At 28.9% G+C, this 15,288-nt stretch carries 10 protein-coding genes and 1 tRNA gene; 3 read left to right on the top strand and 8 right to left on the bottom strand.

Going from position 1 to position 15,288, the window contains the following annotated elements:
* Positions 1 to 29 precede the first annotated feature (29 nt).
* Positions 30 to 746, top strand: a complete 717-nt coding sequence (bshB1, locus tag Q0945_RS09125) for a bacillithiol biosynthesis deacetylase BshB1 (RefSeq protein WP_299433814.1) — start codon at positions 30 to 32, stop codon at positions 744 to 746.
* On the opposite strand, the gene Q0945_RS09120 is transcribed toward bshB1, so the two are convergent.
* Positions 743 to 2,833, bottom strand: a complete 2,091-nt coding sequence (locus Q0945_RS09120; RefSeq protein ID WP_299433812.1) for a tetratricopeptide repeat-containing sensor histidine kinase — start codon at positions 2,831 to 2,833, stop codon at positions 743 to 745. The genes bshB1 and Q0945_RS09120 overlap by 4 nt on opposite strands.
* A gap of 146 nt (positions 2,834 to 2,979) precedes the next feature.
* Positions 2,980 to 5,037: a tetratricopeptide repeat-containing sensor histidine kinase gene (locus Q0945_RS09115; protein WP_299433810.1), complete on the bottom strand. Its 2,058-nt coding sequence runs from the start codon at positions 5,035 to 5,037 to the stop codon at positions 2,980 to 2,982.
* Between the two features lie 191 nt (positions 5,038 to 5,228).
* Between Q0945_RS09115 and Q0945_RS09110 the strand changes: the two genes are divergently transcribed.
* Positions 5,229 to 5,304, top strand: a tRNA-His gene (locus Q0945_RS09110).
* Between the two features lie 58 nt (positions 5,305 to 5,362).
* Here the strand turns inward: Q0945_RS09110 and Q0945_RS09105 are convergent.
* The 6 genes from Q0945_RS09105 to Q0945_RS09080 all read right to left on the bottom strand — a co-directional run bounded on the left by Q0945_RS09105 (position 5,363) and on the right by Q0945_RS09080 (position 13,252).
* The gene (locus Q0945_RS09105) at positions 5,363 to 6,922 is read right to left on the bottom strand and encodes a M28 family metallopeptidase (RefSeq protein WP_299433808.1); all 1,560 of its coding nucleotides are present in this window, start codon (positions 6,920 to 6,922) and stop codon (positions 5,363 to 5,365) included.
* 89 nt (positions 6,923 to 7,011) lie between these two features.
* Positions 7,012 to 8,694 (bottom strand): NAD(P)/FAD-dependent oxidoreductase, encoded by a 1,683-nt coding sequence (locus tag Q0945_RS09100; RefSeq protein WP_299433806.1) that lies wholly within the window; start codon positions 8,692 to 8,694, stop codon positions 7,012 to 7,014.
* A 1-nt stretch (position 8,695) separates the two neighbouring features.
* Positions 8,696 to 9,388: an SGNH/GDSL hydrolase family protein gene (locus Q0945_RS09095; protein ID WP_299433804.1), complete on the bottom strand. Its 693-nt coding sequence runs from the start codon at positions 9,386 to 9,388 to the stop codon at positions 8,696 to 8,698.
* Positions 9,385 to 9,840, bottom strand: a complete 456-nt coding sequence (locus Q0945_RS09090) for a hypothetical protein (protein ID WP_299433801.1) — start codon at positions 9,838 to 9,840, stop codon at positions 9,385 to 9,387. The genes Q0945_RS09095 and Q0945_RS09090 overlap by 4 nt, the downstream gene beginning before the upstream one ends.
* A 114-nt stretch (positions 9,841 to 9,954) precedes the next feature.
* The gene (locus tag Q0945_RS09085; protein WP_299433798.1) at positions 9,955 to 11,775 is read right to left on the bottom strand and encodes a cytochrome c peroxidase; all 1,821 of its coding nucleotides are present in this window, start codon (positions 11,773 to 11,775) and stop codon (positions 9,955 to 9,957) included.
* A 10-nt stretch (positions 11,776 to 11,785) separates the two neighbouring features.
* Entirely contained in the window at positions 11,786 to 13,252 is a 1,467-nt protein-coding gene (locus Q0945_RS09080) for an alkaline phosphatase PhoX (protein ID WP_299433795.1), read from the bottom strand.
* A 467-nt stretch (positions 13,253 to 13,719) separates the two neighbouring features.
* Between Q0945_RS09080 and Q0945_RS09075 the strand changes: the two genes are divergently transcribed.
* Positions 13,720 to 15,288 carry a fasciclin domain-containing protein gene (locus Q0945_RS09075; protein WP_299433792.1) on the top strand — a complete coding sequence of 523 codons (1,569 nt, stop codon included), beginning with the start codon at positions 13,720 to 13,722 and terminating at the stop codon, positions 15,286 to 15,288.

Genomic DNA, 15,288 nt, shown 5'->3' with positions numbered 1-15,288 from the left:
TATTACCGACTAGTTTTAAAATATAAAAAATGAAATTAGATATATTAGTTTTTGGTGCACACCCAGATGATGCAGAGTTAGGAGCAGGAGGCACTATAGCAAAGGCAATAGCAAGTGGAAAAAAAGTTGGTATTGTAGATCTTACAAGAGGGGAATTGGGTACAAGAGGTTCTGCTGAAATAAGAGATAAAGAAGCTGCTAAGGCAGGAGAAATTTTAGGTATTGCAGTTCGTGTTAATTTAGGCTTTGCCGATGGTTTTTTTGTAAATAACAAGGAGCACCAATTACAAATTATAAAGCAAATTAGAACATATAGCCCGGAAATTGTTTTATGTAATGCTATTGATGATAGGCATATAGATCATGGAAAAGGGAGTAAATTAGTAAGTGATGCTTGTTTTTTAAGTGGTTTAGTAAAAATAGAAACAAAAGTAGAAAGTAAAAAACAAGAACCTTGGAGGCCAAAAAATGTATATCATTATATACAATGGAAAAATATAACTCCTGATTTTGTTGTAGACATTACTGGTTATGTAGATACTAAAATGGAATCTATAAAAGCTTATGCTTCACAATTTTATGACCCAAATAGTGAGGAACCAGAGACTCCAATAACAAGCAAGAATTTTTTTGATAGTGTAGATTATAGAGCAAGAGATTTTGGAAGATTAATAGGGGTTAATCATGCAGAGGGTTTTACAGTAGAAAGAGTAATAGGGGTGGATAATTTAGATGCTATTTTTTAAGCAATTTGTTTATATTCTTTTTTTGTTTTTGGCACTGTAAAATAAAAACAAGATCCTTTTCCTAAAGTACTTGTTACCCATATTTTGCCGCCATTTTTTTCTACCATTTCTTTACATAAGGAAAGGCCTAATCCTGTACCTTTTTCATTATTGGTGCCATAAGTTGTAACATTAGAATTTTTGTTAAAAATTGTTTCCTGCATATTAACGCTCATACCAACACCAGTATCTTTTACAAAAATTTCCCAAGTGTTTCTTTTTTGCATAGAACCTATAGTAATAGTTCCTTTTTCTGGTGTAAACTTAAGAGCATTGCTTATTAAATTTCGTATTACAATATCTATTTGATTTTTATCTGCCCACGAATACGTTTTTGGAGGTAATTGATTTATTAGGTTTATAGATTTTGTATGGGCTGTTTCAGATAACAAATTAATATTTTCTGAAACTAAATTTTCTAAGCATACTTCGGAAGGTTTTAATACTGCGCCATTCATTTGAGATTGTCCCCAAGATAGTAAGTTGTTTAAAGTAAAAGAAATATGATCTATGTCTGATTTTAGCTTAGGTACAAAACCTAAAAAATCTTCTTGACCAATTTCGCCATCTTTGAATAATTTTAATAGCCCTTGAAAAGCACCAATAGGGCCTCTTAAATCATGTCCAATTATTGAAAATAGTTTGTCTTTTGTAGAATTTATTTCTCGTAAATTAATTTCCTTTTTTTCTAAATCTTTCTTTTTTGTATTTAATTCTAAATTTAATTTCTTTTGTATTTTTTCATTTCTTTTTATTATAAAAGTTATTATAATAAAAATAAGCAGGATAGATAAAGCATAGTACACATAATTTTTTTGTTTAGCTATGGCCTTTTCACTAGAAAGTATTAATTCTTCTTTTTGTCTTTCATGTTCAACTTTTGTTTTGAGCATTGTTAAACTTGTCTGATTTTCCTTTCTTGATAGAGTATCTGATATTTTTTGGAAAAGCTCATGATATGTTAAAGCTTGCTCATAATCTTTTTTATTTTTATTTATCTTGTATAATATTTTTGCACACTCTTGTAATCCTTCCTTAAATTGTAATTGTTTTGATAATTTAAATGCATTTATTGCATAAACTTGAGATATACTATCTTTTTGTTGCCCTAAGTAAGCTTCAGACATACCATTAAGAAGACTTATTTTGCCTCTAACATCTTGTAGTGACTTATGGAGCATTTCACTTTGTTTATACCAATAAAGAGCCCATTTGTATTTGTCTTGTTTTAAATAAATTTTCCCCTTTATTTCGTATGCATAGGCAAGCCAATCCATTATTTTTTTATTCTCAAAAATTGCAATACTTTGGTTTATATTAAACATGGCATAGTCTAGTTCTCCCATATCTGCATAGGCAGAAGCCATATTACTCATTGTTTCGGCAGAGAAAATTGGGTTTTTTAACTCTTCATTTATTTTTTTTACTTTTTTAAAGAAAAATAAACCTTGGGTATAGTCTTTTTGACTTATATAAAGATTAGCTATATTTTCATTTATTATAGATAGCATTTTTTTGTTAGCAGTTGTAGTTGCTAATTCTTCTGCTTCTAAATAGCCACTAAGTGCCATTGCATAATCCCCTAAATATGTGTATTCACCAGAAAGATTATTTTGAGACCGTATAATTTTTTTAGAATCTTCTATTTCTTTTGAAACATTTAAAGCCTTTTTAAAATACTCAATACCTTTTTTATGAGAACCTTGGTCAGAGTAATAAATTCCTATTGCTATTAATGAATTAATTTTGCCAGAATTATAATTTACTTCATTACTATACTTTAATGCAGTTTTAGATATATGCAATAAACTATCTGTATTGTAATACCGTAGCTCATTTCCTAATTTATTTAGTAATGAAATATATAAAGTGTCTTTTGTACTAAAATCACTTTTTAATTCTGTAGCTCTTATTATTTTTTCTAAACTATCGCGAACTGTTTGTTGTGCGCTTCCAGTTAGCATAAATAAAAGTAGTACCGTAAGTAAAATTTTACGGATTATTTGTTGGGGAAAACTGTTCTTTAATGGAGTACAGTTTTTAGTCATGGTTTCTTAATATATTAAGAAAATAAAATTACCTTGATACGCAGTAGTTTGCTAATAAATGTTGTGAAACACCATATTTTGTGTGTTTTGTCTTGTAAAACGTGTGTTTTATCGATGTTTTGAAGATTTGTAGTATTCTTATAGGTTTATTCTTTTCCTAAATTAGGAATGCTAAAAGCAAAAGTACTACCCTTATTTTCTTCGCTTTTAACCCAGATTTCTCCATTGTTTAATTCTATCATTTCTTTGCATAAGGATAAGCCTAAGCCTGTCCCTTTTTCATTAGAAGTGCCATACGTAGAAAAATGTTTACGTTTATTAAAAAGCTTATCAATGTCTTCTTTTTTAATCCCTTTACCAGTATCCGAAATATAGACTTGAACTTCTTTATTTGTATTTATAGAGCTAATTTTAATTGAACCACCTACTTCAGTAAATTTAATAGCATTATTTAATATATTTCTAAAAACTAAGTCTATATGATCTTCATCTGCAAAAGCATAAACAATTTTAGGCATTTCTAAAGAAACTTGGAGTTCCTTTTTGTTAATAGTAATTTCAAATAAATCAATGTTGTTTTTTATGATTTTTTTTAAATCTATTTTTTTTGCAAAAATTTTAAAACCTTTCATTTGTGTTTGCCCCCAAGTAAGTAAATTATTTAAAGTAAAATGTACATGCTCTACATCATTCTTTAATATAGGGATAAAACGTTTTATTATAGACTCTTCTTCGGTGGCTTGTAATAGTTGTTTTAAGGATAAAATAGGTCCTCTGAGATCATGACCTATAATAGAAAATAATTTATCTTTAGTAGTATTAATTTTTTTTAATTCTTCTTCATTAAAAGCTAGTATTTCGTTTTTAACTTTTAAAGCTTCGCTTAGTTTTTTTTGAGTGTTTAAATTCCTTATAATTAATGACGCTATTGCAAATAAAACAAGCATTGTAATTAATGAAAAATAGAGTAAATTCTTTTGCTTATTAACTTTACTTTTGTTTTCATTAATTAATTTTTGCTGTTCATGTTTATGTTGATTTTCAATATCTAACAACGCAATACCTATTACTTGCTCATTTTTAGAAAGTGAATCGGACATTTTTTTAAAAAGACGATGATATTTTAAAGCATTAGTATCATCATTTAATTTTTCATAAATTAAAGATAAATTTTCAGCAGATTTAGAAATACCAATTGGGTACCTTATTTTTTCTGCTAAATTAGAAGCCTTAATAGCAAATTCTTTTCCTAAAGCAATATTATTTATTTCTATGTATAATTTTGCCATAGAATTATATAAATCCATAACACCAATGTCATAGTTTGTAGAAAGTTGAATAGGTTCACTTTTTTTGTACCATACAATGGCATCATTATATTTATGTTCGTTAAGTAATATATCTCCTTTTAGCATATATGCATAACCTAACCATTCGTATAAATCATTCTCGCTTACAATGCTTATTCCTTTGTCAATACATTTAGTGGCTTGCTCAAAGTTATTTAAACCAATATATGCTCTAGTCATATTACACATAGTTATACCAATAGATATAGAGTCATTTATTTTACTTGCTAAAGCATTTGCTTTATTAAAATATTTAAGAGCTCTAGTGTATAGTTTTTTATGACTGTAGGTTACAGCTATATTTTGATATATAGTTAGTAAATACAGTTTATTTTCAATTTTTTCGGCTAATACTTTCCCCTTTAAATATTCTTTTAATGCTTTGGAGCTGTCTCCTATATGATCATATTCAATTGCGTAATGATTACTTATTTCTAATAAAAGGGTAGTGTCTTTAGTTTTTAAAGCTATTTTTTTAGCATTTTTTAGATATTCAAAGACTAATGAGTCCTTCCCTTTTTCTAAATAATAGTTGCTTAAACCTATATATGCATATCCCTTTCCTTTATCATAATTAATAGCGTTACTATATTCTAAAATGTTATTAGATAAGGTAGGTAGCGTGTCAGATGTAGAATATATATATTCAATTGCTAGTTTATTTAATAAATTAATATATACAGTATCCTTTACCGTAAAATTTTTTTTATTCTCTTGCTCTTTAATTAAGCGTAATAAACTATCTTTTTTTATACTTTTTTTTTGAGAATGTATATTCGTAGTAATACAAAAAAAAATGCAAAAAAATATTTTTAAGTTAAAGAGCAATTTAAGAATATGTTTTAAGTTATTCATTATTAGAATTTTGCATAATTTTAAAAATGATTCAATAAATAGCCCTATATAATTCACCTATAATTATATAGTTATATACCTTACAAGTTAATAATATTAAGTAATTATTACTAGTGCTTTTTCTCATTTTTTTATTTGGTTTATTTTGATAGATTAAATAAAAAAAATTATCTTTGCACTCGCTTACAAATGGTGGTTGTAGCTCAGCTGGTTAGAGCATCGGTTTGTGGTACCGAGGGTCGCGGGTTCGAATCCCGTCTTCCACCCTAAAAGCAAAAGCCTTATCTTTTTTGATAAGGCTTTTTTATTACTATAGTCTTAAAGTTTATTTAGTTGTATTATCTACTACTAATCGTTTTTCTCTGTTGGCAATTTCCCAAGCAGTATAAAAAATTAATCTAGTTCTATTCTCTAATAAATCATAATTAATTTTATCAGGAGTATCGGTTGGTCTATGATAATCATCATGTGTGCCGTTAAAGTAAAAAATAATTGGAATATTATTTTTTGCAAAATTGTAATGATCACTTCGGTAATAAAAACGATTTGGGTCGTTTTCATCATTATAAGTGTAATCTAATTCTATATTAGTGTTCTTTTTGTTCACTTCCTCAGAGAGGTTGTGCAAATCGGTACTTAATTTGTCTGATCCAATTAGGTAAATATAATTTCTGTTTCCTTCTCTTTTGGGGTCTATTCTGCCAATCATGTCTACATTTAAGTTGGCTACGGTATTTTCTAAAGGAAAAATAGGGTCAAAGTCTGTATAATATTGTGAGCCTAATAACCCTTTTTCTTCTCCTGTGACATGTAAGAAAACTATAGACCTTTTTGGACCTTGCCCTAACTTTTCTGCTTTTTTAAATGCTTCTGCTATTTCTAGCAGTGCTACAGTACCAGAACCATCATCATCTGCACCATTATTAATTTCTCCTTTTGGAGTTATGCCAATATGATCTAAATGGGAAGAAATAACAATATATTCTTCTGGCTTTTCAGAACCTTTTAATATTGCTACCACATTTTCAGAATTTAACGTGTCATCTGTACTAGCTACTTGTATAGATAGGGGACTTTCCAAAACTTTAGAGACATTGTTGCTTTCTATTTCTGGATAAATATTTTTTGCTAAAAAAGAGTCAATAAACAAACTTGAAAATTGTTTTTTAGTTTTATCTATTACTTCCATGCGGCCACTATTGTTTTCTTTCATGAAATTAAATCTGCTTTTAAATCTATTATAGCTCAAGGAATCATAATAAAGAACTCCTTTGGCTCCTTTGTCTAGAGCTATCTTTATTTTTTTACCAATGGCTTCAGAGGCATTACTCCAGATAGATTTTTCTTTAGACCCAGAAATAATATAATTATTATCATCATCCATTGGCTCTCCAGATTTTAGTAAAATAATTTTGTCTTTTACATCAATATCTATATAGTCTGAGTAATTATCTACTTCTATACCAAAACCAACATAAGTTATAGAGCTAAAATTTAAATTTGCAGCATTAAAGGTAAGAACGTGTTCGCCTACATTATAGTCTTTATTGTTAAAAACTATTTTTCCTGATGGTACATTATTAAGTTTTAAAGGAACATTTTGAAAATAATCTCCATCTTTTTTTGCAGCAGGAATACCAAGTTTTTCATATTCTTTTTTAATGTATTCTACTGCTTTTTTTTGTCCAGGTTGCCCTGTTTCTCTTCCTTCATATTCGTCTGAAGCATAAACGTATAAATGTTCTTTTAATTCATCCTCGGTTATAGAAGTAGCAATTGTAGATACATCTATTTCTTTTTTGGATTTAGGTTCTTCTGTGACAGTTTTTTGAGATGTGTTGCATGCAAAAAAGATGCCCATTGTAGAAAAAAGTATTTTTTTCATATAGCTATTAAGTTGTAAATTATGTAGTACAAAAATACTTAAAAGTTTATGAAACTTTTGGGTTCTACTTATTAGCTATTTTTAGTTTTTTAATCTACTAAAGATTTAGCTTTTGCTCTTGTTTTTCTATGTTCTATTTTTTTAACTAACCAATCTGGGTAATTTGTAGAATCTTCTGCTTCTAAAATAGTTAATTCTTGATCTGGTTGTGGTTCTCTTAAACTATCTGCTTCACAATTTAGAATAATACTGGCAGTTTCTACTCCAGAATGTGCTGCACCAGCTACACCGTGTGATAAGATACTGGCACCACATAAGTATAAATTATCTATCTCACTTTTTGGTTTATAAGCAAATGGGCCAATATGCATTAAACTTTTTTCTGTGCCATATACATTTCCTCTTGTGCTATTTACATAATACTCATTTGTAATGGGTGTGCCTAAATCTTGATGTATAATATGTTCTCTAATATTTGGAATGGCCTTTTCTAAACCATTAAGCATCTTTTGGGTTAATTTCTCTTTAAACTCTAAATATGCTTTTGAGCGTTGTTTATTTTCATTCTCAAATTCTTTAAAAGAATCATAATTTATATAAGTAATAACTTCTAAGGAGTGTTCTTTTCCATTATAACTAGATGGGTCTTTAAGTGTTGTACAGCTTATAAACATACCTTCAAAGGCATCCCCCTTTAAAATATCTTCCTTCATTAAGCCATCATAAAATTCATCGGCATCTTTATCTGGCATTAGCCAAATATTACCAGAGTCTAACCCTACTTTTTTTACATCCAAATTTACCGTTAAGAAGAGCATTAAAGAAGTACAGGAATATTTAGTTTTACTTAGTTTTTTTTGAAGCTTTTTACTAATATTTTCTTCCCCAATGAGTTTTAAATAGGTAATTCCTGGGTCCGCATTAGAAATAATATTTTTGGCGTAAATTTTTTCTCCATTTTCTAATTCTACACCTACCGCTTTTTTAATTTTGGAGTTTTCTTCTAATATAATTTTTTTAACACCTGTACTAGTACGAATTTTGCCATTGTGTTTTTTTAAAGCATTAGTTTTGGCTTTTATTAAAGCACCACCGCCACCCATTGGGTAGTAACTACCATTAAAATAATGACTCATTAATGCACAATGTAAAGGAAAAGCTGCTTTACTTGGTTGTAGCCCGTGGTCTCCACATTGCACGTTAAGTATGTTTTTAAGCAAAGGATCTTTAATATGCCAGTTTATTACACGTTTAAGACTAAATAAACCATATTTACCCATATGACGAGTACGGTATGGAATAGTTATTTTTTGCCAAAAACCTTTAATATATGGAAGTGAATATATTTGCGTACTTACATTTTTTACTAAAGTTAAATATTTAGCAATATTTTTCTTTTCTTTTGGGAAACGTTTTGCTAATCGTTCTTTTAACTTTTCTAGGTTAGATGGGTAGTCAAATTTTTCATTACCTATCCAGCAGTGTTCATAAGCATCAGGATTCATTCTAAAAAAAACAAGATCATTTGCTATACCTAACCCTTTATATAAATCGCTTGTAGATTCTCCTTCTCCTAATAAGCCAATATAATGTACTCCAGGAGTAAACCTATGACCGTTTAAATAAAAACTATGACACCAACCGCCAGGAACATCATGCTTTTCTAGAACTAAAACTTTTTGTCCTTCTCTAGACAAACATATTGCAGCTGCTAAGCCACCTGCTCCGGAACCAATAATAATTGTGTCCCAGTCTTGTTGATTTTTTTCCAAATTATTTTTTTAGCGCTTCTTTAATTGCTTCTTCTACTAAAGGTTCCATAACCGCATAACCTTCTGCTGTTGGGTGTACCTCATCTTTTGCATATTTTTTAGGTAAACCATTTCTATCATCAACCATAGCAGAAAAATAATCTAAATAAATACAGTCATTTTCAAATGCATATTCTTTTATCATTTTGTTTAATGCAACAATTTTATCTGCAGGTTTAATTTCTGGACTCCAAGGGTATTTATAAGCAGGTAGAGTAGAAGATAGGATTACTTTAATATTATTTGCTTTTGCAATTTCGGCCATTCCTTTAATATTATTAATAATCATATTTAAAGTGGATGAGCCTGTGTTTCCAGCAATATCATTTGTACCAGCTAATAGAACAACAACTTTTGGATGTAATTCTACAACATCTTGTCTAAAGCGAATTAGCATTTGTGGCGTAGTTTGCCCGCTAATTCCTCTATTTATATATGGTTTTCCTTTAAAAAAATCTGGTCTTTTGTGTAGCCAACCAATAGTAATAGAATTTCCCATGAAAACTACTCTATCTTCATTTTCTAAAGGAATTTTAATGGCTTCATTTTCTTTTTGAAAATGTTTTAAATTTGCCCAGTCTTCCGTTTGCGCTTTTGCCTTATTTATACCTAAGAATGCTAACATAATTATAATAAGGATTTTGAAATTTTTCATGATTCTAAAGCTTTTATTTCCTCTTTGCTTAAGTTTAAATCTGTTTTTATTTTATTTAAAGAAGGTTTTTGCGAGAATAAATAAGCAATTAAGGAAACAGCAATTACAAGAGGCAAAGCATTTGATGTAGTGTAAAAAGCAAATAATGCAAAAATAGCAGGAAGTTCAATAATCATAAACTTTACATGAGATGCTGACTTATATTTTTTTAATTTTTCTTCTAAAGATAAGTTGGATGTAATTTTTGATAACATTTTTTTTGATAAAAACTGACTGCCAAAATAACCAATAATAGCAATAATTGGTACCGCATATAAAAATGGGTTGCTAGAATCTGGTTGTGCCGTTATTTCTGAATTTTGCATATAAGCTATTACTGTAAAAAGTATTAGACCCAATACTAAAGAAAGATGAAGAAAATTTAAGGTTTTTAAAAAGGCTTTTGGTTGCATATTTTATTTAAAATAAAAAATTAAACCTCTAAGATAGTTTATAAATACTTATAAATAAAAATAGCCTTACAGCTATGTATTTCTGCAAGGCTATTTTATATTTAAAAGCTTAATTTAAATATTTTCTTTAGTAGAATCAGTTAAACTTTTCATGAAAAGAATGAGGTCTTCTTTTTCTATTTCGGATAAATTTAGTGGAGTAGGAGGTAGTGTTTGTAATTCTAAATCTATTCCTATTCCTGCACCGCCACCACGATTATAAAAATCTACAACTTCTTCTAGTGTAGTGTAAACACCATTATGCATATAAGGAGCTGTAAGTTCTATGTTTCTAACCGTTGGAGTTTTAAAAAAGTGTTTTCTTTCCTCAGTTTTAAATACGTTATACCTTCCTAAATCTGTATCTACTATGGCATTAATTGTGTCGTTTTTAGTAGGCACTCCTAATAACTCTATTTCTGTATCCTTATATAATGTTGGTACAGTACCATTAAAGACAGGAGCAAAATGGCAAGTTGCACATTTAGCTTTTCCCATAAATAAATTAAAACCATTAATTTCTTTTTTGGTTAAGGTATTTTCTAGACCATTAATATTTTTATCAAACTTAGAGTTAAATTTATTTAAGGTTCTAATATACTCTGCAATAGCATTGCGTATATTATAGTCTGTTACTTTGCCATTATAAATACTATCAAAACGAGATTTATAATCAGGACTTGTATTTACAGCTTTTTGTAATGTTTCTAAATTTGTATGAAATTCTGTTTCATTATTTACAACAGATACTATTTGGCCTTCTAAACTTCCTGCTCTATTATCATAAAAAAAGCTTTGTTGAAGCGAAGCATATGTTAATGTTGGACTATTTCTTAATTGTCCTTTAGGTTTTTTAAAACCATCTGTAAATGCTTTTTCTTTGTTATGACATGTAGCACAACTCATAGAGTTATTTATAGATAAACTTTTGTCATTGAATAAATCACGTCCTAAAGCAATAACTTCTTTAGAGAATCCTTTGTTTTTTATATCTGAATAATATTCTGTGTTGAATGTTTTATCAGAAAATAGGGAAGGAGCATCATTTTTAAGAGCCAAAGTAAATGGAAATTTAGTATTCCAGTCTAGAACAGTTTCATTAAATAAACGCAACTGTTTGTGTGTGTGATTTTTAATAAAGTTATACCTATTAAATGAATTAAAGTTTTTAGTATCTAGATTTTTTATAGTAGATTCAATTTCAGAAACCCAACTATTATAAAGTTCTTTATTTACAAATTCTGTTTCTAAAATATGTATATAGTCATTTAAAGTATTGTATACCTCTTGCGCTTCTGCTAAAGATTGTTCTAAAACAGGAGAATCAAAACCTGTAATTCCTGTTTGCGAAACTCTTAGTATAGCATCTCTAAGCAGCCAAAGAACATGGTGTTCTTTAAAATACTCTATTTTGGTGTTTTTTTCAATTAGTTTTAATCTATGGTATATAAGTTTAGCGGTTTCTTGTACTTTTTTAATGTCTAAAGTTTCCTCTGTATAAATAGATTCTTCTAATACCTGAAAGCTTTTAGGAGACATTACTTTAATATTAGTAGCATCTTCTTCTTCTACTTTTAATATATTAGGTGCGTTTAAAAACTTATAATTTTCTGCATCAACAAATGCCATCATTGGTTCTACTTGTTTAAACACTTTTCTAGCATTTAAGTAATATTTTTCAAAATCTTTTTTAGAATTACTTTTAGATAAACTATCTAAGTGCGATTGGCATGTAATAAGTTTTGCAGTATAATTTTTTTGAAGTTTTTGACCCATGTTTAGATGAACCTCTTTAGTGTCTTTTTTTATCTGATTACATGAAATAATAGATAAAGCAAAGAGGCTTATGTAAACATAAACCCCTTTTTTTAATTGTTTTTTTAAATGCTTAATCATTCAAAAATTATTAGTTAGATAAACCTTTAAGAACAAATAACTGGCTACCCTCTTTACGGCTATTTGCTTGTGAGTTAGCTAAAGGATCCGTAAAAGCAGAACCATCTGCAGGTTCCCAACCATGGTTTTGCGTAATCATGATAAATGTACCTTCCATCCCTAAAGTTTCAGAAACATCAATCATACCTGTAATTTCCCAATTTCTTTCTGTGTTACCAACACCAGCAGCTGCAGCTGCAACTTGATCACACTCTAATACCGTTTTTAATTCTCCTGTATTTAAGTTGTATTGGTATAATTGTGCATAGTGTGCTTTATCTGCAGTATCAGGATATCCATTAGGGTCTTCTTGAATGTATGCATAGTTTTTAGTAACAACAATGTTATCAGGACTATGGAAAGCTTTTGCTTTACCATCTAATTTATCTCCATCTAAAACACAAGAAATGGTTGCTTTTGTAGGATCTTCTTTATCTAAAACTACTTTGTATATTCTTCCGTAAGTAGAACCTTTACCAACAAGACCATCTTTTTTTCTACCAGTAACAGTAATGTATAATTCTCTTTGGTTAGCAGCTATACCTCTTCTCCAGTCAATATCTTCTAATCTAGAGAATCCCATAGCACCTTTTTCTTTAGCTTCGGCATCTAAAAGATCAATATTTCTTTCATTCATTTCAATGAATTCAGCATCGTAAGTTTCTCCTTCAGCCATATCCATTTCATATATTACACCTTCAGTAGTAACTTTTAAAGTATATAATTTTCCATTGTTAAGATCTCCTTGATCTGCAACATACATACCTAATTGTCCAGAAGGAACTTCATTATCAGAATGGTCATCACCAATGAAAATTATAGTTTTCCCAGGGAAAGCATCTTTTCCTATTGCCACTGCATTTTCAGTAGACCACTCTCCTAAAGCAGATAATGTAGTTGCTACAGATGCATTAGAAGGGCTCTTGTAAGGATCTACAGCAAAAACTGCTTTAGAAGATCCACCCCATTCTCCACCAGATAAATAAGTGGGTCCAAAACCGTGTTCTTCTGGCGTAATTAAAGAACCAGAACATTGTGCAGTATATGCTGTAGCTTCAGCATTAAGAATATATTCTCCTTTAACAGGTTTAAAAGTTTCATCAAAAGTTACTCTAGCAATAGAATAATCTGCTTCAATATTATTAATTAGTGTAAAAGTCCCGTCAGCTTCTTTTAAAAGACCTGCACCATCAGCCATAGATCCATAAATAAAGTTTGGAGAATCTTGTAGTACATCTGGAGAACTTAATAAAGAGTATATCTTTAAATCATTGAATTCTGGAGCTACTTTAAAAAAAGCAGGTACAGTAGAGTGGTTTTTTAAAGTTACACCTTCTTTAGGTTCTCCGTTTCCACCTCCAGTAAAATCGTCTAATTTGTCACAAGAAGTAGCCGAAACTAAACCTGCTAAAAGCAATACACTTGTAAATTTTTTCATTTTCTTTAATGTGTTTGTTATGGGTTATAAATTCTGGTGTAAAATTAAGAGCAATGGTTTAAGCTAGGTTTAACTGAATATTTTGTTTTGTTGTTTTTAATGTTAGGACTATTATTATATTGTTACTAATTAGAATCATTCAAAATTATATTTCATAAAGGTTGTAACTATTTGATTTTCATTAATTTAAAGTGTTATATTAATCTTGTAACTTTAAGTTAGTTTAGGGGTTATATTTTAAGTGTAAGTAGTTAAACGTCTAGTATTGTAAGCGTTTAAAGACTTTTGTTATTTGGATAGGTAGTTTAAATAGTTACGTTTTTTTTCTAAAAATAATCGTGTTTTTTATAGTATTAAATGTTTAAAATTTAAACTTTGAATAACTTATAATTAAGGTTATGTTTATCTAGTTGGTTTTGTTAAGCACTAATTTTCCAGAATTATTTAGAGAACCAAAAAACAACAAAATGAAAACCACCTCACAGTTAAAAAAACTACTACTATTATTGAGCATTTTTGCAATACTATTTTCTTGTAGTAAAAATATTTCTGAAGAAAAAATTGAAGAAATAATAAAAGAAGAATCTATTAAGGAAGAAGAAGAAGAATTTGTAGAGCAAGTAGCTACGTTAAATATTATCGAATCAATTAGTAAAGCAGAAGACTTATCATTATTAAAAGCTGCAATTGTAAAAGCTGGTTTAGAAAGCAATTTTTCTGTTGGTGGGCCATTAACTTTATTTGCTCCTACTAATAAAGCAATAGAAGAGTTGTTTATATTGTTAGGAGATGATTATAATAGTTTTAATGATTTTAACGATTTTATTGAAATAGAATTACTTAAGCGTATTTTATTATATCATGGTGTAGAAAAGCAGCTAAATTCGGATGCACTTTCTGCAGAAACACTAGAAACACTATTAGAAGGCGATAGTATTAAAATAATTGCTTCTGGAGAAACATTTGTTATTGGGGATGCATCTGAGGTAAATGCTAATTTATTAGAAATAGATACTAAAGCTAGTAACGGTATACTACATACCATAGATAAAATTTTAATTCCTGCAGAGGTACAAGAGTTTTTAAACACTACAAATGCAACTAATAGTAAAACAATTTCAGAATTAGTGCAGGAAAATGAAGATTTTTCTCTTTTAAAAGATGCTTTAGAAATTACAGGGTTGTTAGATACTTTAAATGAAGACGGGACTTATACAGTTTTTGCTCCTACGAATGACTCATTTGGAGGTATTTATGCCCTTCTTGGAGCGGGAATTACTTCTTTAGATGATATAGACACTACGTTTGAAATAGATTTGTTGCGTGATGTATTATCTTATCATGTGTTAAAAGATGTTGTAAATTTTTCTGATATTACTGAAGGGGAAATTGCAACTCTATCTGGAGGTAATAAAATAAAAATTTCACTTACAAGTAATGGATACGAATTAATAGATGCGACTACTTTAGGAGCAAATTTTATTTTAACAGATATACCAACAAAAAATGGAGTGATACATACTATAGATAGAGTTTTGTTACCACAATCTGTGATAGATGATTTAAGTAATGAAACTAGTAGAGTATTTGCTGCTGCTTTAGAAAATTTAGATAATTGCAACGTAGCGCATAGTCTATTTAAAACATTACAAAGTAGTCTTGGAGGTTTTTTAGATAAAGAATTTACTTTTTTTATACCTTCTGACGTTGCATTTATAAAGCTTATACAAGAAAAAGGGTATACTTCATTAGAAGAATTTAACACAGCTGAAGATTTAGAAATGTTAAAAAATATTTTTAAATACCATTGTATAGAATCTGGAAAATTAATGTCATCTAACATAATTAATAATGAAAATCTAGATACAGCGCAAGGGGAAAATATTACTCTTTTGGTTAATAATAATGGTATCTATATTAAAGATAAAACAGATTCGTTGGCAAGAATTTCTAAATCTAATAATGAGGTTTTAAGAGGAGTAATACACGTTATAGATAAAGTATTAGTTCCAGAAAAATTAATTGATGTATTATAG

This window comes from uncultured Maribacter sp., from assembly GCF_947500405.1.
Classification (GTDB): Bacteria; Bacteroidota; Bacteroidia; order Flavobacteriales; family Flavobacteriaceae; genus Maribacter_B.
Note: the sequence above shows the minus strand (reverse complement) of the source record. Positions and strands in the feature narration are given on the sequence as shown.

What these genes read in the sequence shown, in the direction of transcription:
- Q0945_RS09085 (WP_299433798.1), bottom strand. Translation starts at nt 11,775, where the DNA reads ATGATTAAGCATTTAAAAAAACAATTAAAAAAAGGGGTTTATGTTTAC.
- Q0945_RS09120 (WP_299433812.1), bottom strand. Translation starts at nt 2,833, where the DNA reads ATGACTAAAAACTGTACTCCATTAAAGAACAGTTTTCCCCAACAAATA.
- Q0945_RS09090 (WP_299433801.1), bottom strand. Translation starts at nt 9,840, where the DNA reads ATGCAACCAAAAGCCTTTTTAAAAACCTTAAATTTTCTTCATCTTTCT.
- bshB1 (WP_299433814.1), top strand. Translation starts at nt 30, where the DNA reads ATGAAATTAGATATATTAGTTTTTGGTGCACACCCAGATGATGCAGAG.
- Q0945_RS09115 (WP_299433810.1), bottom strand. Translation starts at nt 5,037, where the DNA reads ATGAATAACTTAAAACATATTCTTAAATTGCTCTTTAACTTAAAAATA.
- Q0945_RS09075 (WP_299433792.1), top strand. Translation starts at nt 13,720, where the DNA reads ATGAAAACCACCTCACAGTTAAAAAAACTACTACTATTATTGAGCATT.
- Q0945_RS09105 (WP_299433808.1), bottom strand. Translation starts at nt 6,922, where the DNA reads ATGAAAAAAATACTTTTTTCTACAATGGGCATCTTTTTTGCATGCAAC.
- Q0945_RS09095 (WP_299433804.1), bottom strand. Translation starts at nt 9,388, where the DNA reads ATGAAAAATTTCAAAATCCTTATTATAATTATGTTAGCATTCTTAGGT.
- Q0945_RS09080 (WP_299433795.1), bottom strand. Translation starts at nt 13,252, where the DNA reads ATGAAAAAATTTACAAGTGTATTGCTTTTAGCAGGTTTAGTTTCGGCT.